General features: G+C 72.5%; 20 protein-coding genes. 10 read left to right on the plus strand and 10 right to left on the minus strand.

The genetic code is table 11. The annotated features are described in order from the left end of the window. Positions 1-151: 151 nt before the first annotated feature. Positions 152-1,177 carry a PHP domain-containing protein gene (locus ACFRAC_RS15135; RefSeq protein WP_382924342.1) on the minus strand — a complete coding sequence of 342 codons (1,026 nt, stop codon included), beginning with the start codon at positions 1,175-1,177 and terminating at the stop codon, positions 152-154. Between the two features lie 140 nt (positions 1,178-1,317). Here ACFRAC_RS15135 and ACFRAC_RS15140 point away from each other — a divergent pair, with 140 nt between their 5' ends. After that, on the plus strand, positions 1,318-1,554 hold the full coding sequence (locus ACFRAC_RS15140) for a hypothetical protein (RefSeq protein ID WP_062665569.1): 237 nt from the start codon (positions 1,318-1,320) through the stop codon (positions 1,552-1,554). A gap of 9 nt (positions 1,555-1,563) precedes the next feature. Here ACFRAC_RS15140 and ACFRAC_RS15145 read toward each other — a convergent pair whose 3' ends face one another. From ACFRAC_RS15145 to ACFRAC_RS15155, 3 genes are all read right to left on the minus strand, one after another. Then, a complete protein-coding gene (locus ACFRAC_RS15145; RefSeq protein ID WP_382924343.1) occupies positions 1,564-2,796 on the minus strand; it encodes a ricin-type beta-trefoil lectin domain protein in 1,233 nt (410 codons plus the stop codon). A 178-nt stretch (positions 2,797-2,974) separates the two neighbouring features. Further along, entirely contained in the window at positions 2,975-3,544 is a 570-nt protein-coding gene (locus ACFRAC_RS15150; RefSeq protein ID WP_382924373.1) for a VanZ family protein, read from the minus strand. 95 nt (positions 3,545-3,639) lie between these two features. Continuing rightward, the gene (locus ACFRAC_RS15155; protein ID WP_382924344.1) at positions 3,640-4,302 is read right to left on the minus strand and encodes a DUF4230 domain-containing protein; all 663 of its coding nucleotides are present in this window, start codon (positions 4,300-4,302) and stop codon (positions 3,640-3,642) included. A gap of 175 nt (positions 4,303-4,477) precedes the next feature. Here ACFRAC_RS15155 and ACFRAC_RS15160 point away from each other — a divergent pair, with 175 nt between their 5' ends. Then, entirely contained in the window at positions 4,478-5,428 is a 951-nt protein-coding gene (locus ACFRAC_RS15160; protein WP_382924345.1) for a ribose-phosphate diphosphokinase, read from the plus strand. Positions 5,429-5,435: 7 nt separating this feature from the next. Here ACFRAC_RS15160 and ACFRAC_RS15165 read toward each other — a convergent pair whose 3' ends face one another. Next, positions 5,436-5,816 (minus strand): anti-sigma factor antagonist, encoded by a 381-nt coding sequence (locus ACFRAC_RS15165; protein ID WP_382924346.1) that lies wholly within the window; start codon positions 5,814-5,816, stop codon positions 5,436-5,438. 598 nt (positions 5,817-6,414) lie between these two features. Then, complete coding sequence (locus ACFRAC_RS15170) at positions 6,415-7,365, minus strand: NADP-dependent oxidoreductase (RefSeq protein ID WP_382924347.1); 951 nt, start codon at positions 7,363-7,365, stop codon at positions 6,415-6,417. A 71-nt stretch (positions 7,366-7,436) separates the two neighbouring features. On the opposite strand from ACFRAC_RS15170, the gene ACFRAC_RS15175 reads away from it, so the two are divergent. Beyond that, a complete protein-coding gene (locus tag ACFRAC_RS15175) occupies positions 7,437-8,408 on the plus strand; it encodes a GlxA family transcriptional regulator (RefSeq protein ID WP_382924348.1) in 972 nt (323 codons plus the stop codon). Positions 8,409-8,499: 91 nt separating this feature from the next. Continuing rightward, positions 8,500-8,892 carry a VOC family protein gene (locus tag ACFRAC_RS15180; RefSeq protein ID WP_382924349.1) on the plus strand — a complete coding sequence of 131 codons (393 nt, stop codon included), beginning with the start codon at positions 8,500-8,502 and terminating at the stop codon, positions 8,890-8,892. 37 nt (positions 8,893-8,929) lie between these two features. Here ACFRAC_RS15180 and ACFRAC_RS15185 read toward each other — a convergent pair whose 3' ends face one another. Then, entirely contained in the window at positions 8,930-9,238 is a 309-nt protein-coding gene (locus tag ACFRAC_RS15185; RefSeq protein ID WP_382924350.1) for a DUF4235 domain-containing protein, read from the minus strand. 22 nt (positions 9,239-9,260) lie between these two features. Next, positions 9,261-10,274 (minus strand): glutathione S-transferase family protein, encoded by a 1,014-nt coding sequence (locus ACFRAC_RS15190; RefSeq protein WP_382924351.1) that lies wholly within the window; start codon positions 10,272-10,274, stop codon positions 9,261-9,263. A 203-nt stretch (positions 10,275-10,477) separates the two neighbouring features. Between ACFRAC_RS15190 and ACFRAC_RS15195 the strand changes: the two genes are divergently transcribed. Then, positions 10,478-11,449 carry a cation diffusion facilitator family transporter gene (locus ACFRAC_RS15195; protein WP_382924352.1) on the plus strand — a complete coding sequence of 324 codons (972 nt, stop codon included), beginning with the start codon at positions 10,478-10,480 and terminating at the stop codon, positions 11,447-11,449. Between the two features lie 107 nt (positions 11,450-11,556). Here the strand turns inward: ACFRAC_RS15195 and ACFRAC_RS15200 are convergent, their stop codons facing one another. Then, positions 11,557-12,006 carry a nitroreductase family deazaflavin-dependent oxidoreductase gene (locus ACFRAC_RS15200; RefSeq protein ID WP_382924353.1) on the minus strand — a complete coding sequence of 150 codons (450 nt, stop codon included), beginning with the start codon at positions 12,004-12,006 and terminating at the stop codon, positions 11,557-11,559. A gap of 91 nt (positions 12,007-12,097) precedes the next feature. Further along, on the minus strand, positions 12,098-12,721 hold the full coding sequence (locus ACFRAC_RS15205; protein WP_382924374.1) for a LysE family transporter: 624 nt from the start codon (positions 12,719-12,721) through the stop codon (positions 12,098-12,100). 317 nt (positions 12,722-13,038) lie between these two features. Between ACFRAC_RS15205 and ACFRAC_RS15210 the strand changes: the two genes are divergently transcribed. The 5 genes from ACFRAC_RS15210 to ACFRAC_RS15230 all read left to right on the plus strand — a co-directional run bounded on the left by ACFRAC_RS15210 (position 13,039) and on the right by ACFRAC_RS15230 (position 18,368). Further along, positions 13,039-14,247 carry a cytochrome P450 gene (locus ACFRAC_RS15210; protein WP_382924354.1) on the plus strand — a complete coding sequence of 403 codons (1,209 nt, stop codon included), beginning with the start codon at positions 13,039-13,041 and terminating at the stop codon, positions 14,245-14,247. An 81-nt stretch (positions 14,248-14,328) separates the two neighbouring features. Continuing rightward, entirely contained in the window at positions 14,329-14,523 is a 195-nt protein-coding gene (locus ACFRAC_RS15215) for a ferredoxin (protein WP_062665681.1), read from the plus strand. A gap of 33 nt (positions 14,524-14,556) precedes the next feature. After that, on the plus strand, positions 14,557-15,099 hold the full coding sequence (locus ACFRAC_RS15220) for a flavoprotein (RefSeq protein ID WP_382924355.1): 543 nt from the start codon (positions 14,557-14,559) through the stop codon (positions 15,097-15,099). A 41-nt stretch (positions 15,100-15,140) separates the two neighbouring features. Beyond that, positions 15,141-16,109 carry an aldo/keto reductase gene (locus ACFRAC_RS15225; protein ID WP_382924356.1) on the plus strand — a complete coding sequence of 323 codons (969 nt, stop codon included), beginning with the start codon at positions 15,141-15,143 and terminating at the stop codon, positions 16,107-16,109. Between the two features lie 447 nt (positions 16,110-16,556). Continuing rightward, complete coding sequence (locus tag ACFRAC_RS15230; protein WP_382924357.1) at positions 16,557-18,368, plus strand: ricin-type beta-trefoil lectin domain protein; 1,812 nt, start codon at positions 16,557-16,559, stop codon at positions 18,366-18,368. Positions 18,369-18,371 lie beyond the last annotated feature (3 nt).

Below are 18,371 nucleotides of genomic sequence, written 5' to 3' on the forward strand. Positions count from 1 at the left end.
GCGAAAGGCTCCACAGGGCTTCAGCCGAACGATCTTCCCTGTGGGCTGATGGTGAGGCCCGGGGACACTGTCCCATCCGCACCCACGGATGGTTCAACGGTGAACCACCTAAAGATGTTCCTGGGCTCCCCGCCCGGGGCGGTGAGGTGCGTCACGCCCGGGAGTGCTGCTTCTCGCGCGTCCACGCCAGCAGCTCGTCGGCCGTCCACGTGGTGACGACCCGCTCGGCGGGCACCCCGCACTCCTCGGCCCGCGCACAGCCGTACCGCTGCCAGTCCAGCTGCCCCGGGGCGTGCGCGTCGGTGTCGATCGAGAACAGCGTGCCCGCGGTCACCGCCCGGCGCAGTAGCCGGCGGGGCGGGTCCAGCCGCTCGGGCCGGCTGTTGATCTCCACCGCCGTCCCGGACTCGGCGCAGGCGGCGAACACCGCGTCCGCGTCGAACTCCGACTCGGGGCGCCCGCGCCCGGTGATCAGACGGCCGGTGCAGTGTCCGAGGACGTCCGCGTGCGGGTTGCGCACCGCCGCGATCATGCGGCGGGTCATGGAGCGGGCGTCCATGCGCAGCTTCGAGTGCACCGACACCACGACCACGTCGAGACGCTCCAGCAGTTCCGGTTCCTGGTCCAGCGAGCCGTCGTCGAGGATGTCGCACTCGATGCCGGTGAGCAGCCGGAACGGCGCCCAGCGGGCGTTCAGCTCCGCCACCACGTCCAGCTGCTCGCGCAGCCGTCCCGCCGACAGCCCCCGGGCGACGGTCAGCCGGGGCGAGTGGTCGGTCAGCGCCGCCCACTCGTGGCCCAGCTCCGCCGCCGTCCGCCCCATCTCCTCGATGGGGCTGCCCCCGTCGGACCAGTCGGAGTGCAGGTGGCAGTCGCCGCGCAGCGCCTCCCACAGCTCCCGGCCCCCCTCGGGCGGCCCCGCGGCGGGCCGGCCCTCCAGGTCGGTGAGATAGCGGGGCACCTGGCCGGCCAGGGCCTCGCGCACCACTGCGGCCGTCTTCGGGCCGACGCCCTTCAGGGACTCCAGCGTCCCGGCCTCCGCCCGTGCCCGGACCTCGTCCGGCGGCAGGTCCGCCAGCACCCGGGCGGCCGTACGGAACGCGCGGACTCGGTACGTCGGCTCCAGGGACCGCTCCAACAGGAAGGCGATCCGGTTCAGGGCCTCGACGGGATCCATCGCCACCTCCTCCTCCAGGGTTCCCCGGCACCGCCGCCACCGCACGGCGACGGCGGCGGCCGGTACCAGGGACGCCCGGGGTTCCGCCTCCCGGGCGTCCGGAGGATTCGCCGGCGCGTCCGGCGTCCTACGCTCTATGCATGACCGAAAGCGCGAGCCCGCACATCGCACAGCCGCGGATCATGGTGCTCGGGGTCCAGCCGGGCACGCCCCCGTTCCGCATCATGGAGATCGACGGTGAGATCGTCTGCGAGGCCAGGACCATCACCGACGTCCTCACCACCGCCGCCCTCTACGGCATCACGGTCCACGACCTCGACGATCCGGACGTGGTCCGCTGGGTGGGTGGCGACAAGTTCACCTGGCACCACCGCTGAGGGACCGGCTCAGCCGACCGTCCACTTCTGGTTGGCCCCGCCGGAGCAGGTCCACAGCTGCAGCCGGGTGCCGTTGGCCGAGGTGTTCCCGGTGGCGTCCACACATTTGTCGGCCTGCGGATTGACGATGTCGCGCGCCGCGGAGACGGTCCACTTCTGGTTGGCGCCCCCCGTGCAGTCCCACAGCTGGAGCGGTGTGCCGTTCGCGGTTCCGTTGCCGGTGGCGTCCAGGCACTTGCCGAGCGCGCGCAGCGACCCGTCCGAGCCGGCCGCCCACCGCTGGGCGGCGGTGCCGTTGCAGTCGTAGAGCTGGACGGGCGTGCCGTTGGCGGTGTTCGCCCCCGCCACGTCCATGCACTTGCCGTCGAGCCCGCGCACGGTGTTGCCGCCGGTCGGCGTGTCGCCCGTGGTCACCGAGACGTGGTCCACGACCAGTTGCTGCGGGAAGACGGTGGAGCCGTCCGGGTCGCCGGGCCAGTAGCCGCCGACCGCGAGGTTGAGGATGAGGAAGTACGGCCGGTTGAAGACCCACTGCCTGCCGCCGAGGTCGGCCGGGGTGCGCCGCTGGTAGACGTTGCCGTCCACGGACCAGGTGATGGAGTCCGGCGCCCAGTCGACGGCGAAGGTGTGGAAGGCGTCCGCGAACGCCTGCCCGCTCGGCAGGGTGTAGCCGGCGCCGATGCCGCCGGACCCGGAGTAGCCGGGGCCGTGGATCGTGCCGTGCACGGTGGACGGCTCGAAGCCGACGTTCTCCATGATGTCGATCTCGCCCGAGTCGGGCCAGTTGACCGGAGTGCCGAGCATCCAGAACGCGGGCCACATGCCCTGGCCCCGCGGCACCTTCATCCGCGCCTCCACGTGCCCGTACTGGGCGGTGAACTTGCCGGACGTGTTCAGCCGGGCCGAGGTGTACTGGCAGGTGCCGTACCAGCACTGGTAGTTGGCGGGGTTCTCGCGCCGGGCCGTGATGACGAGGTGGCCCTGGCCGTCCAGGGCCGCGTTCTTGTTGCCGGAGGTGTAGTACTGCCGTTCGTGGTTGTTGACGTTGTCGCCGGTCTCGATCTGCCACTTCGACCCGTCGACGGCGGCGCCGGCGGGGCCGTCGAAGGTGTCGGAGAAGACGACCGCGGCGGCCGCGGCACGCGGGGGTTCCGCCTGGGCGGGTGCGATCGCGGCGGCGGCGACGAGGACCGCCGAGAGGGCGGCGAGCAGGGCAGAGCGGATCAGCCGTGGGGAGGCCATCGTGCTCCCTTCCGTGCGACGCCCCGCTGGACGGGTGCGTCGACCGTGGTGGGGGGTGAAGGTGTCGCCACTTGATTTAAGGAGTGAGTTAAGGGGCCGTCAATACTTTGGTACGGACCAGTGGACATGGGTCCGCCCCGCGTCCGGCGGGACCGGATGCGGGGCGGTACGGGACGTGTCAGGCCCGGACCCGCCTGGCGTGCACCGCGCGGCTCAGCCGGCGGCCCAGCAGGAGGTAACCGATGAGCGCGCCCGACGTGTTGAGGATGACGTCGTCCACGTCGAAGGCGCGGCCCGTCACCAGCGCGCCCTGCGCGAACTCCACCAGCAGCATGACCGTCGCCGTCAGCAGCAGGACCCGCAGCACTCCACGGGTCCGCGGGGCGACGATGGGGACCAGGACGCCGAACGGCACACCCAGCAGCAGGTTGCCGCCGATCTGCCGTACGGCGTCGCGCAGTTCGGGCTGGTCCAGATAGGCGCGCAGCGAGCGGCCGGGGTGCAGGTTGGTGTGCGTCAGACTCTCCGACGCGGGGGAGGGCTGCAGGGTGAGCTTGGCCAGGACCACGGCGAAGGCGACCATGAACGCGAAGGCGCACACCATCGCCACAAAGCGGCCGAGCAGGCGCAGCGGGCCGGGGCCGGCCCGGTCCGCACCGGGGGGCTCGGATCCGGCGCCGGTGGCGCCCGCCGTCTTGGGTGCGCCGAGGCGCAACGCGACACGCGAATGCGGGGTCCCACCGGCCATCATGTCCTCCACTTGTCGAGCTCCGGGCGTGGTCACGCTCTTACCCCCGTACCGCCGCGTGATGCGATCTCTTTCGGCCGCCGCCGGGGCAATCCTCACCTCTCGTACGTCACCTTCACCTCCTCGAAGCCCAGGGAGCGCAGCAGCCCTTCGAGCATGTCGGTGGTGTTCTTCTCGGCCCGCGCGGTCAGCCCGCTCTTCTTCGCCGCGTCCCCGATGTGCCGCACCGCCAGCTTCTGCACGGCCTGTTCGCCGTTCGGGTTGTCGGAGAACAGGTCGCCGAGACGGTCGAGCAGCCCGCGCTGCTTGGAGACCGCGTAGGAGCGGTCGGGGTCCAGCGCCGGGGTGCCGAGCACCGCGTGCGGCAGGCGCAGCGTGGCGGACGTACGGTCCTTGTCGACCGTGACGTCGTCCTCGCCGATCTTGCCGAGGTCCACGTAGGCGTCCACGGTGCCCGCGCCGACGTACAGGGTGCGGGTGCCGCGGATGGCGTCGGGCAGGAACTTGGCGTCCTTCTCCAGGTCCACGACGATCTGGAAGTTGCCGGAGGCGGCGTCGTAGCGGCTCATGTCCTGGATGGACCGCAGCAGCGCGGGTCCTGACCGGTCCTGCGTCTCGGTGCCGAACAGATCCTTGAGCCCCGGGAGCACGCTCAGCCGGATCCCGGCGAAGAACACGCCCAGCACCAGGATGACGGCGGTGACCGCCTTGGCCCAGCGGGGCACGCGCCGGTCGATGCGCTTGATGGGAGTCGTCATGCGGACGTCCCTCCTTCCTGCTGACCTGATACCCCCGAATCCGCGGCTGAGCGGCCCTGCTGTCCGCTTCCCGGCGCGCGCCGGGAAGCGGCCGGAGGCTGGACGCGGAACCAACGTTTCTGCACTCTCAGTAGCATGTGGCCGCCACCCGTAATGATCATGCGAGGAGCGGATCGTGCGAGAGATCGCCGTGTTCAGCGGCAGTGCCCATCCCGAACTGGCGGCGGAGGTCTGCGCCCAGCTCGGGGTGCCCCTCAGTCCCACCCGGGTCAGCCGGTTCGCCAACGACTGCCTGGAGGTGCAGCTCCAGGCCAACTGCCGGGAACGGGACGTCTTCCTGATCCAGCCCCTGGTGCGGCCCGTCCAGGAGCACCTGGTCGAGCTGCTGCTGATGTGCGACGCCGCGCGCGGTGCGTCCGCGCGCCGGATCACCGTGGTCATGCCGCACTATTCCTACGCCCGGTCCGACAAGAAGGACGCGCCCCGCATCTCCCTCGGTGGACGGCTCGTCGCGGACCTGATGGTGACGGCCGGCGCGAGCCGCGTCCTCGCCATGACCCTGCACGCCCCGCAGGTGCACGGCTTCTTCTCGGTGCCGGTCGACCACCTGCACGCGCTGCGCGAACTCGCCGCGCACTTCCGGCAGTACGACCTGAGCCGGACCACCGTCGTCTCGCCGGACCTCGGCAACGCCAAGGAGGCGGCGGCGTTCGCCCGCATGATCGGCGCGCACGTGGCCGCCGGTGCCAAGCAGCGGTTCGCGGACGACCGGGTCAGCATCTCCTCCGTGATCGGCGAGGTGGGCGGGCGGGACGTCATCGTCCTGGACGACGAGATCGCCAAGGGCAGCACCGTCCTGGAACTGCTCGACCGGCTGCGCGAGCTGAAACCGCGCTCGATCCGTGTGGCGTGTACGCACGGCCTGTTCGCGGCCGGCGCTCTCAAGCGGATCGGCGAGCAGCCGGACGTCCTGGAGATCGTCTGCACCAACACGGTGCCCGTGCCCGAGGAGGAGCGCACGGAAAAGCTGCGGATCCTGTCGATCGCGCCCGCGCTCGCGGAGGCCGTGCGGCGCATCCACAACGGCGAGTCCGTGAGCGCCCTGTTCGACGCGCCGGAGGAATGACGGGACGTCAGGAGGACCCGGAGGCCGTCCCGGCGGTGTCGAGGGCGGCGTCCGGTGTCGGATGCGGGGGCAGCAGCCGGGACAGGCCGGTGATCCGCAGGATGCGCAGGAGCAGCGGCTGGGTGCACACCAGGTGCAGCCGGCCGCCGTGGTCGAGAACCCGGCCGCGGGCCCGGTACAGGAGCCTCAGTCCCGAGCAGTCGAAGAAGTCCACGCTCCGCAGGTCGATCACGATGCGCGCCCCGGGGTCCGCCGTCACCCGGTCCAGGTAGGGGCCGATCTCCGCGGCCGCGGCGATGTCGATCTCGCCGAGCAGTTCCAGCACCAGGTGGTCCCGGTGGCGATGGGTGCGCAGATACCGGGTGAAGGGCGCAGGTTCCTGCCGCACGACCAGATCGCCTCCAACCCGTTCGCTGCCGCGAGTGCCCAAGTCCGGCTCCCGCACTGCAAGTTACCCTCGATCGAGCGAATATGAGCATGTTCGATTGACATATGTCTTCGATTTGCAACACAGGTTGCGCCCGATGACGCCGCGGCGATCGCGCGGCCATCGCGACCCGGGGTCGTGGGCGGCCCGCCGGCGCCGGCGCAGTCCCACGTCCGTGGTGGGCAACGCCGGGGGGCCTCGTGGCAGCGCAGGGGGACGCCCCGCTAGGTCTTCGAGGACCGCCAGGGCATCGCGCGCCACCGCCGTCCACGCGCTGGACGCCGCGGGGGTGGGCGGCCGACGGCGGTGCACTCGTCGGCGCCCGGGGGGCCCACGGTGACCGGGTCCGGGCGGTCGCCCGCCGCGACCTCCTGGAGCGCGCCGGCTCCGGGGAGCCGCGGAACGGCGTGGCCGCCACCTCCCCGCTCGCTCGCCCAGGCCGCGCGGGCCCACAGGGCCGGCCTCGGGGGCGCGCACCGGGCAAGCGCGTCCTCGTCCCCCGAACGCACGGCCGGCGCCCATTCGTTCACGGGCGCCGGCCGGGTCGGGTCAGGTCAGGTCAGTCGACGACGAGGACCAGCTTGCCCGTCGTGTGGCCCTGCTCCCCGAGGGCGTGCGCCTCGGCGGCGTCGGACAGCGGGAAGGTCCGCTCGATCGTGGCGCGCAGCTTGCCCTGCTCGACCAGCTCCGCGAGGGAGCGCATATCCGCGCGGTCCGCGTCGACGAGCATCCGGACGGCCCGCACGCCGAGCCGCGCGGCCTCGTTGGGGAACTCGTCCGACCCGATGGGGATGGTGGAGACCACGACGCCGCCCGGACGCAGCACGCGCAGCGAGCGCACGGAGTTCTCGCCGCCGAGCGTGTCCAGGACGACGTCCAGGTCCTTCAGGACCTCGGTGAAGTCGGTCTCCCGGTAGTCGATCGCCTCGTCGGCGCCGATCTCCCGCAGGAAGTCGTGTTTGCCGGCGCTCGCCGTGCCGATCACGTACGCGCCCCGCGCCTTGGCGATCTGCACGGCCACGTGCCCGACCCCGCCGGCCGCCGCGTGGACCAGCACCCGCTGCCCGGGCCGCAGGTCCGCGAGCTCGACCAGCGACTGCCAGGCGGTGAGGGAGACCAGCGGCAGCGCGCCGGCCTGCGTGTGGTCGATCGAGGCCGGCTTGTGCGTCAGCGCGCGGACCGGCGCGATCACGTACTCGGCGTGGGATCCGTGCCCGTAGGGGTACGGCAGCATGCCGAAGACCTCGTCGCCCGGCTGGAAGGCGGCGACGCCGGTTCCGGTCGCCTCCACCACGCCGGAGACGTCCCAGCCCAGGACGAAGGGCGGGTCGCCGAGGAAGCCGCCGGTCGCCCGGTGCTTCCAGTCGGTCGGGTTGACGCCGGCGGCGCGCACCCGGACCAGGACCTGGTTCGGGCCCGGATCCGGCCGCGGCAGCCGTACCTCCAGGAGAACCTCGGGACCGCCTAGGACGTGCTGGATGATGGCTCGCATCGTGTGCTCAGTGCTCATGGTTCTTCAGCCTGCCCGGAGCGCGACGCTCGGAAAATGGCACGATTGCCAACCTTCGATAAGATCGTGCCATGAGGGAGCGAGGGACCCCGGGGCGGGCCCAGCGGATCGTGGTGCTGGCGCTGGACGGCGTCTACCCCTTCGAGTTGGGCATCCCCAGCCGGATCTTCGGGGCGGCCGACGGCCACTACCAGGTGCTGACCTGCAGTGTCGACGGCCTTCCGGTGCGCAGCAACGCCGACTTCACGATCGGGGTGCGGCACGGCCCGGAGGTCCTCGCCACGGCCGACACGGTGATCGTCGCCGCTGTGGCCACCGCGTACATCCCCACCGAGCTGTCCCCCGAACTCGCCCGAGCGCTGGCGCTCATTCACCCGGACGCGCGCATCGTGTCGATCTGTACGGCCGCCTTCGTCCTCGCCGCCGCCGGGCTCCTCGACGGCCGCAGGGCCACCACCCACTGGCAGGTCACCGAGGCGTTCCGCCGGAGGTATCCGCGGGTCGAGGTCGACCCGGACGTGCTCTTCGTCGACGACGGCCGCGTCCTCACCTCCGCCGGCGCCGCGTCCGGCGTGGACGTCTGCCTGCACATCGTGCGCACCGACCACGGCAGCGAGCTCGCCAACGCGGTCGCCCGGCGCTGCGTCGTACCGCCGTTCCGCGACGGCGGACAGGCGCAGTACATCGAGCATCCGGTCCCCGAGAGCGGGGCCGCGAGCACCGCCGCCACCCGCGCCTGGGCCCTGGAGCACCTCGGTGAACCCCTCACCCTGTCGGACCTCGCCCGGCACGCCCGGATGAGCATGCGCACCTTCGCCCGCCGCTTCGGCGACGAGGTCGGCCTCAGCCCCGGCCGCTGGCTGGTCCAGCAGCGGGTGGCGCGCGCCCGGCACCTCCTGGAGTCCACCGACCTGCCCGTCGACCAGATCGCCGCACAGGTCGGCTTCGCCACCGGTGCCTCGCTGCGCCAGCACCTGCACGCCGCGATCGGGGTGTCCCCGCAGGCCTACCGCCGCACCTTCCAGTCCGCCACCGCCCGTTGACGTGCCGGACACGGACTGAAACCACCCCGGTGGGTTAGACGGGAGACACAGGGCAGCGGGGCAGGCCGCGCCCCGGATCCTCGGAGGAGCCATGCCGCTCGTGAAAGCCGGGTTCGTCGTGCTGGACTGTGCCGAGCCCGAGAAACTCGCCGAGTTCTACAAGGAGTTGCTGGAGGGCGAGCAGACCCGCGCCACCGCCAACCAGGTGGAGGTCCGGGGCGCCGACGGCACCCGGCTGGCGTTCCGCCGCGACATGAACGCCACCCCGCCGAGCTGGCCGCGCCCCGAGAACTCCCTCCAGGCGCACCTGGACTTCGTGGTGGACGATCTGGACGAGGCGGAGCGCCGGATCGTCAGCCTGGGAGGCCGCCCCGTGGAGGCGAAGGACGCGGCGGGACCGTACGAGGAGCGCGGCTTCTCCGATCCGGCCGGCCACTCCTTCACCATGCGCCGCACGCCCGGCACGGCACCCAAGCAGGGCTGAGGCCCCGGGCGGAACACCCGGGGCCCCATGCCGGCCGTCAGTCCCGTCCGCCCTTGTCGGCGGAGGGCCAGACACCGGTGGACCGCTCGACCGCCTTGGCCCCGGCCCGGTCCGCCAGGCTGCGGGCCACCGCGAACAGGGCGCCCTGGACGGCCGCGGCGAGCAGGATCTCGCCCCAGCCGCGGTCCCGGTCCAGGGCGTCCGGGGCGTCCTCCTCGTGCCGGATCGCCATCCACGTCTTGCGGAAGGCGACCCCCGCCAGCGCGCCGGTCCCCCAGCCCAGGGCGAACCCCAGCGGTTTGTAGGCGAGCGGGAGCTTCGCCTTCTTCTGCTTCTTCTTGCCCATGTGCCTGTTCCTCCTCATTAGTTCAGGGACGGGCGTGCGCCGGTACCCGCTCGTCCTCGGGCACCGGCCCGGGCGGTGTCCCGTCGCCGAACGGCCTGCCGCCCAGCTCCGCACGGTGATGCGGCGTCAGCCAGCCCGACAGGTCCGGCCCCACGGGGACGATGCCGGTCGGGTTGATACCGGTGTGCACCTGGTAGTAGTGCCGTTTGATGTGGTCGAAGTCGACGGTGTCGCCGAATCCCGGCGTCTGGTAGAGATCACGGACGTACGCCCACAGCACCTGGTTCTCCGTCAGCTTCCAGCGGTTGCACTTGAAGTGACCGTGATAGACGGCGTCGAAACGGACCAGTGTGGTGAACAGCCGGATGTCCGCCTCCGTGATCGTGTCCCCGACCAGGTAACGCCGCCCGGCCAGCCGCTCCGTCAGCAGGTCCAGCCGCCGGAAGAGCCGCGCGTACGCGCTCTCGTACTCCTCCTGCCCGGTGGCGAAACCCGCCCGATAGACGCCGTTGTTGACGTCCTCGTACACGTCCGCCATCACCTGGTCGATCTCGTCCCGCAGCGCCTCGGGGTACAGGTCGGGCGCGTTCTCCCGGTGCAGAGCCGTCCACTCGGTGGCCAGGTCCAGCGTGATCCGCTGGTAGTCGTTGGTGACGAGCCTTCCGCTGGGCACGTCCACGATCGCCGGGACGCTGACGCCGCCCGGGTAGTCCGTCTCCCGCCGGTCGTACGCCTCGCTGAGGAACCGGATGCCGAGCACCGGGTCGCGGCCGCCGGGGTCCAGGGTGAACCGCCAGCTCCGGTCGTCCTGCACGGGGTCGGTGATCGCCATGGGCAGGGCCTGCTCGAGGCCGAGCAGCCGCCGGGAGATCACCGCCCGGCTGGCCCATGGACAGGCGCGGCTGACGACCAGCCGGTACCGGCCCGCCTCGACCGGCCAGCCGTCCCGGCCGTCCGCCGTGATCCGGTCCGTGAAGTGCGCCCTGGACCGCTGGAACGCCTTCCGGCCGTAGGCGGTGTTGCCCCCGCCGCTCATGATCGCTCCCTTCCGCCCGCTGCCGGTCCGTCCGGCCGGTGCCGGGTTCCTCCGTTCGCGCCCGTCATGCGGCCGTTCGCGCCCGTCATGCGGCGGGCCTCCGGTACGCCGTCGTCGGGACCGTACGTCCGTGCCCCACCGAGTCCCCCGTTTTCCGCCGACGGCACGGTGTGAGCGGAGGAGGCCGGGGCAGTCGGCGTTAGGTGAGCAGCACATCGGACACCTCGAAGTCGGACCGCGGGACCCGGATCACGGTCCTGGTCGCCCTGGTCGCCAACCTCGTCATCGCCGTCGCGAAGGCCGTCGGCGGACTCCTCGCCCATTCGCCCGCCCTGTTGTCGGAGGCGGCGCACTCCGTGGCGGACAGCCTCAACGAGGTGTTCCTGCTGGCCGCGCTGCGCCGCAGCCGCCGCCCCGCGGACGCCCGGCATCCGTTCGGCTACGGCAAGGAGCGGTTCTTCTGGTCGCTGCTGGCCGCCGTCGGCATCTTCGTCATGGGAGGCTGCTTCTCGTTCTTCCAGGGCGTGGAGGCCCTGCGCGGCGGCTCCGAGGAGTCGTTCGGCGGCTATGTCGCGGGCATGATCGTCCTCGGCGTGGCCTTCCTCGCCGAAGGGGTCTCGCTGGTGCGGGCGCTGCACCAGGTGCGCCGGCAGGGCGGACTGGCGGACGGGATGCGCGACCCGGCGCTGCGCACGGTCGTCGCCGAGGACGGCACGGCGGTGCTCGGCGTGAGCCTCGCCCTCGGCGGTATGGCCCTGCACATGGTCACCGGGCAGGTGGTGTGGGAGGCGTCGGCCTCGCTGGCGATCGGCGCGCTGCTCGTCTACGTCGCCTACCGGCTGGGCCGCGAGGCCCGGGACCAGCTGATCGGCGAGGCCGCCGACCCGGAGGCGGCCGCCCGGATCTGTGCGCTGCTGGAGGCGCAGCCCGAGATCGACAGCGTGGAGGCGCTGTTCACGATGAAGACGGGCCTGGAGAGCGCGCTGGTGGCGGCGCGGATCGACCTGATGCCGGGACTGGACAGCGAACAGGTCGAGGAGGTCGCCGTCCGGATCAAGCGGTCCATCGGCCACACCGTCGCCGAGGCGGACCAGATCTTCCTCGACATCACCGAGCGGTCCGCGGGCGAGGCAGAGGGAAGCCCCGCCGCGACGGGGGAGCGCGGCGGGGCCTGACCCTCGGGTGCCCCGCCTTCGCGAGGGCATGCGTCCCGATGAGGGAAAACTCCGCGGCCCCCCGGACGAGGCCGGCCGGCGCCCCACGGGCACCGGCCGCACCCCGCTCACTCCTGGCCGAACGGCTCCACGACGAACACCGGGATCTCCCGGTCCGTCTGCTTCTGGTACTCGCCGTACGGCGGATAGGCGGCGACGGCCCGCTCCCACCACTCCGCCTTCTCGGCGCCGGTGACCTCACGGGCCCTCATGTCCTGCTTCGTCGGGCCGTCCTGCAGCTCGACATGCGGATCGGCCTTCACGTTGTGGTACCAGACCGGGTGCGTCGGCGCCCCGCCCTGGGAGGCGACCACGGCGTAACGGCCCCCGTGCTCGACGCGCATCAGGGGCGTCTTGCGGATCTTGCCGCTCTTGGCGCCTCGGGTCGTCAGCAGAATGACGGGCAGCCCGGTGTCCTGGAGCGTGGTGCCCTCGGTGCCGCCGGACCGCTCGTACAACTCCACCTGGTCGCGCACCCACTTGCTCGGGCTGGGCTCGTATTCGCCCTCGAGAGGCATGACATCCATCCCATCGTCGTGTACGGGAAACTGACACTCCATCCAACAGTGGCACAGACGTCGATCATCCGTCCCCGGACCCGCCGCGCGCCTACCGGAGCATCCGGACCGCCAGGGCCAGGACCACCGCGCTGGACACCAGGGCGGTCACCAGCCGTCCCCGGTGCCCGGTCAACGCCCGCCCGAGCAGGGCGCCGCCCCCGGCGAGCAGCACCTGCCAGCTCGCCGAGGCGGCGAACGCGGCCAGGACGAACACGCCCTGCCCGGTCGCCGACCCGGCGTCCGCCGTGCGGGTGCCGAGCACCAGGGCCGTGAAGTAGACGACCGTCGTGGGGTTCAGCAGGGTGATGCCCAGCAGCGACAGATAGGCGCGACCGGGACCGGGCGGCGGGGGAGCGGACCGGGTGGCCAGCCGATGGGCCCGGTAGTGGCGTACGGCGAGGGCGGCGCCCCGCACGGCGAGCACCGCCAGCACCAGGGCCGAGGCCCAGCGCAGCGGCACCAGCACCGGGCGCAGGGCGGCCGCGAGCGCGGAGCCGCCGAGGGTGGCCAGCAGGGCGTAGAGCCCGTCGGCCGTCGCCACGCCGAGCGCGGCGCAGACGCCGGTGCGCAGGGAGGTACGGGCCGAAAGGGAGACGAGGTAGGTCGCGACCGCGCCGACGGGTACGGCGATGCCGTAGCCGGCCAGCAGGCCCGCGACGAGCGCCGCGGTCACGACGCGGGAGGTGTCGGTCCCCACGGTCGGTGCTGCTGCTGGGACCGCACCGGACGGACGGCGGCGGTCGGCGGCAGGAAGGCGATGTTCTTCGGCATGGCCGGATTCTGTGGGCCCACCCGGCCGGCGACAAGCGAATTTCCCCCGGTCCGCAGCGCGCGGCGATTTCCCGTCCCTTTTGGACGGAGCGTTGTGCGATCAACCCCGGCCAGTTTTTCCTGCGCCGTTGTTCTGGCCGAACTTGACGTCGTCACGTAGGTGCCTCGGGCATCTAATAAAGATCGGCACGACGCATCCTTCGTCTGCGAGGTCTCTTCATGACGGACATGACGGAACCCCCCACCGTCGCCTTCCCCCAGACCCGGACCTGTCCCTACCACCCGCCCGCCGCCTACGACCCCCTGCGCGACACCCGCCCGCTGACCCGCGCGCGTCTCTACGACGGCCGCCTCGTCTGGACGGTCACCGGTCACGGCCTCGCCCGCACCCTGCTCGCCGACCCCCGCCTGTCCACCGACCCCACCCGGCCGGAGTTCCCCGCCACCACGGAACGCATCGCCCAGGTACGACGCCGGCGGTCCGCCCTGCTGGGCGTCGACGACCCCGAACACCGCGTCCAGCGACGCATGATGGTCCCCAGTTTCACCCTTCAGCGCGCCACCGCGCTGCGCCCGCTGATCCAGCGGATCGTGGACGAACGCCTCGACGCGATGATCGCCGGCGGCCCGCCCGCCGATCTGGTCACCGCGTTCGCGCTGCCGGTGCCCTCCATGGTGATCTGCGACCTGCTCGGCGTGCCCTACGAGGACCACGACTTCTTCGAGGGGCAGTCGCGCCGGCTGCTGCGTGGCCCGACAGCCGCCGACTCGATGGACGCCCGCGCCCGTATGGAGGCGTACTTCGCCGAACTGATCGACCGCAAGCGGCGGCAGGCCGCGCCCGGTGACGGCGTCCTGGACGAACTCGTCCACCAGCGGCTGGCCGAGGGCGAGCTGGACCGCGAAGGGCTCATCGCGCTCGCGATCATCCTGCTGGTCGCCGGGCACGAGACGACCGCCAACATGATCTCCTTGGGCACTTTCACGCTGCTCGGCCACCCGGAACGGCTGGCCGAGCTGCGCGCCGACCCGGGCCTCGTGCCCGCGGCCGTCGAGGAACTGCTGCGCCTGCTGTCCATCGCCGACGGCCTGCTGCGCGTCGCCGTCGAGGACATCGAGGTGGCGGGGGAGACGATCCGCGCGGGCGACGGCGTCGTCTTCTCCACCTCGGTCATCAATCGGGACGAGACCGTCTACGCCGACCCCGACACCCTGGACCTGCACCGCCCGGCCCGGCACCACGTCGCCTTCGGCTTCGGCATCCACCAGTGCCTCGGGCAGAACCTGGCCCGCGCCGAGATGGAGATCGCGCTGCGCACCCTGTTCGGCCGCCTCCCCGGACTGCGTCTCGCGGTCCCCGCGGAGGAAATCCCGTTCAAACCCGGCGACACGATCCAGGGGATGCTGGAACTCCCCGTGACCTGGTAAGAGGCTCCGGTCATGCACAACGAAACGCGTGACACACACGAGACCACGGCGGCCGCGCCCGGCGAGGCGTCCGGGACCCGCATCGACATCGACCACGACCTCTGCATCGGCGCCGGACAGTGCGCCCTGGCCGCCCCGTCCGTCTTCACCCAGGACGACGACGGGTTCAGCGCCCTGATCCCCGGCCGGGAGGACGGGGGCGGCGACCCGATGGTCCGGGAGGCCGCCCGCGCCTGCCCGGTCAGCGCCATCACCGTCTCGGAGGCAGCCGGCTGACGGTCCCTCGGGCCGTTGAGTAGGGTTTCCCGGATGACCGAACAGGCCGGGAAACCCTTCCTCTACGTCGTCGTCTGCGCCGCGGGCATCGCGGCGGACGTGGACAAGCTCGTCGGCGCCGCGCTGGAGCGGGACTGGGAGGTCGGGGTCGTCGCGACCCCGGCCGCCCTGAACGGCTTCTTCGACACCACCGCCGTCGAGACCCTGACGGGCCGGCCGATCCGCTCCGCCTGGCGCACCCCCGCCGACCCACGTCCCTTCCCGCCGCCGGACGCGGTCGCCGTCGCGCCGGCCACCTTCAACACGATCAATAAGTGGGCTGCCGGCATCACCGACACCTTGGCCCTGGGCACCCTGTGCGAGGCGGCCGGCCTGGGCGTGCCCATCGCCGTCCTGCCCTGCGTCGCCGACGCGCTCGCCGCCCATCCGGCGTACCGGGACAGCCTGGAGCGGCTGTCCGGCATGGGGGTGCGGATCGGGGAGCCGTACACGGGCGAGCCCGCGCCGGACGGCGGGCGGCCGGAGTTCGGGTGGGAGCGGGCGCTGGACCTGCTGACGGGGCCGGGGGCGCCGTAGGCTCGCCGGGTAACCCCATCCCGAAGGCAGGAGCAGCAACGATGCAGTACGTGAAGCTCGGTTCGACGGGCCTGGACGTGTCGCGGATCTGTCTGGGCTGCATGACCTACGGGCTCCCGGACCGCGGCGCGCACGAGTGGACCCTCGACGAGGAGGCGTCGCGGCCGCTGATCCGGCAGGCGCTCGACGCGGGCGTCACCTTCTTCGACACCGCCAACGTCTACTCCGACGGCACCAGCGAGGAGATCGTCGGCAAGGCGCTGCGCGACTTCGCCCGCCGGGACGAGATCGTCCTCGCGACGAAGGTCCACGGCCGGATGCGCCCCGGCCCGAACGGCGCGGGGCTCTCCCGCAAGGCGATCATGACCGAGATCGACCACAGCCTCGCCCGCCTCGGCACGGACTACGTCGACCTCTACCAGATCCACCGCTTCGACCCGCACACCCCGGTCGAGGAGACGATGGAGGCGCTGCACGACCTGGTGAAGGCGGGCAAGGTGCGCTACATCGGGGCCAGTTCGATGTACGCCTGGCAGTTCTCGAAGATGCAGTACACCGCCGAGCGCCACGGCTGGACGAAGTTCGTGTCCATGCAGAACCACTACAACCTCCTGTACCGCGAGGAGGAGCGCGAGATGCTGCCGCTCTGCGCGGACCAGGGGGTCGGTGTCCTGCCGTGGAGCCCGCTGGCCCGCGGCCGGCTCACCCGCGACTGGGGCACGGCCACCGACCGCAGCACCCACGACGAGTTCGGCAGCCGGCTGTACGCGGACAGCGACCGGGTCATCGTGGAGGCCGTCACCCGGGTGGCGAACGAGCGCGGTGTCCCGCGCGCCCAGGTCGCCCTCGCCTGGCTGCTGCACCAGGACACGGTGACGGCGCCCATCGTCGGCGCCGCCAAGCCGGAGCACCTCGAGGACGCGGTCGCCGCGGTCGAACTGAAGCTGACGGACAAGGAGTTGGAGGCGCTCCAGGAGCCCTACACGCCCCACCCGGTCATCGGCCACTGAGCGCGTCGCGGACGGACGCCCCAGCCGGGCGCCGCAATGGTCGGCACCTCGGTTGTGAAGGCCGATGAAGGCGCCTTCGTCCGCATGACCAGCGGAAAATGCCGTGGCGCGGCGGTTCAATGGTGCGCGATGAAGTCGGCGCGGTGTCGAGTGAATCCGTTTTCCCATTGCTTCGCCGATAGTCCGCAATGTGGTCGGACCGACTATTGACATTTCGTCGAACACCGGCCGTCGCGCACGCGGTGCACAATAAGTGGAGCGGCTTGTTCTCAGTCCCTGAGCTGTGCAAAGGTGTGGCTCGCTCCTTTACGCCTCGCGCTTCACCAGAGCCGCACCCGGAGCATACCCATTGGTATGGACCCATCAAGCCGCAGTGCCCTCCGGAGGAATGCCCCCGTGCGTGACGCAGGCCTGTCGAATTCACCAGGCGCCGCCCGCCTCTTTGATGTGACCGACGCTCAACTGAGCGCCGAACTCAAGAAGTGGACGGGAGCGGCACCGGCGCTCCACCCCGTGGGAGAACTCCTCGACCGGCACTGGGAGGCAGGCTTCGCCTACGCGCGGCTGTGCACCGCCGACACCCGCGCCGCGGGCATGCTCACCACGGCGGCGTTCACCCGCCTGTTCGGCGAGACCCTGCGGCAGACCGGCCCGACCGCCGCCTGGCGCCCCCGACTCCTCGTCACCGTCGGCCGGATCGCCGCGGAATGGGACGCCGACCACCGGCGGGAACTCCTCCACCCCGGGCTGCGCTCCGGACCCGACGGCGCGGGAGCCGCCGCCCTGCTGCTGCCGCCCGGCAACCGCCGGCTGCTCTCCGAGGCCTTCGAGCGGCTGCCCCAGGCGGCCCGCTGCCTGCTGTGGCACACCGAGGTCGAGGCCGAACCGGCGTCCGTACCGGCCGCGCTCCTCGGCATGGACGCGGACACCGGGCGCCTGGAGCTGGAGCGGGCCCGCGACCGGCTGCGCGAGGAACTGCTCCAGGTCCACCGCGAACTCGCCCCCGAGCACGAGTGCCGCCAGTACCTGCGGATGCTGGACGTGACCTACCGGCGCGGCGGCGTCGACGTCGACCCCGACCTGCGCGCCCACCTGAACCGCTGCGCGCACTGCGGCGACACCGCCGCCCAGCTCGACCTCTTCAACGGCGGACTGGGCATCGCCCTCGCCGAGTCCGTGCTCGGCTGGGGCGCGCGGGCCTATCTGGTCGCCCGCGTGAGCCCCGGCGCGCAGCCGCCCACGTCCACGCCGGCCCCGCGGGGCCCGATCGCCGGTGAGTCCTTCTTCGCCGACACCCACACCGCCGCCTCCGCCGCGCGCCCCCACCCCTCGGCGTTCACCTCCGTCGCGGCCGCGGCCGCCACCGGACAGCCCACCGGCGCGCCCGGCCCGCGCGGCGCCCGCCGGGCCGCCCGCTGGTCCGGTGCGCGCCGCGCGGCCACCGGGCCCGCCCGCCCCGGTACCCGCGCCTGCTCCAGCCGCGTCGCCGTGAAGGTGGCCCGCCGCGCCGCCCGGCGCCGCAACCTGTCGGTGGCCGTCGCCACCGTCAGCGCCCTGGTCGTCCTGCCCCTGGTGATCTGGTCCGCCGCCGGCGACGACGGCGGCTCCGACGACACCGCCGTGCCCGCCGCCCACGACCGGCGGCCGTCCGGCACGGCGAGACCCGAGGCGGACGCCCCCCGCCGCGACCCGTCCTGGGCGGGCGCCGCCGAGGCGGCCAAGGGCGACCTGCGGGGCCGGCTGCACAACATCGGCTCCGGGCTGTGCGTCGGCGTCGTGGGCGGCCGGGCCGTCGTGGGAGCGGAGACCGAACTCACCACCTGTGCCCCCGGTTCCGCCCAGCAGTGGACGTACGAGACCGACGGGCTGATCCGCAGTGCCGCGGACCCCGGCCTGTGCCTCGACTCCCACCTCGGCTACTCGGTCCGGCTCGCCCCGTGCGAGGCCGCCGGTCGGGGGAGCGACGACGTCCGCTACGACTTCACGCTCCCGGGCACCCTCGTGCCCCGCTTCGACCAGGAGCTCGCGCTGAGCCCCGCCGCCACCGACGGCTCCGGCGCCCTGGTGCTCAAGAACCGCGACGACGACAACGACGTGCAGCACTGGGCCGTCGACACCGCACGCACCACCTCCGCGCTGGAGACGGTCCGCTGGGTCCCTCCCACCGCCGGGTCCCCCCGCACGTCGCCGCCCTCGGCCGTCCGGGCGCCCGGTGCGGCAGCGCGCGCCGGCGAGGCGAGGGGCGGCGGCCACCGCTGAGCC

It is taken from the genome of Streptomyces sp. NPDC056628 (genome assembly GCF_042792555.1).
Lineage (GTDB): Bacteria > Actinomycetota > Actinomycetes > Streptomycetales > Streptomycetaceae > Streptomyces.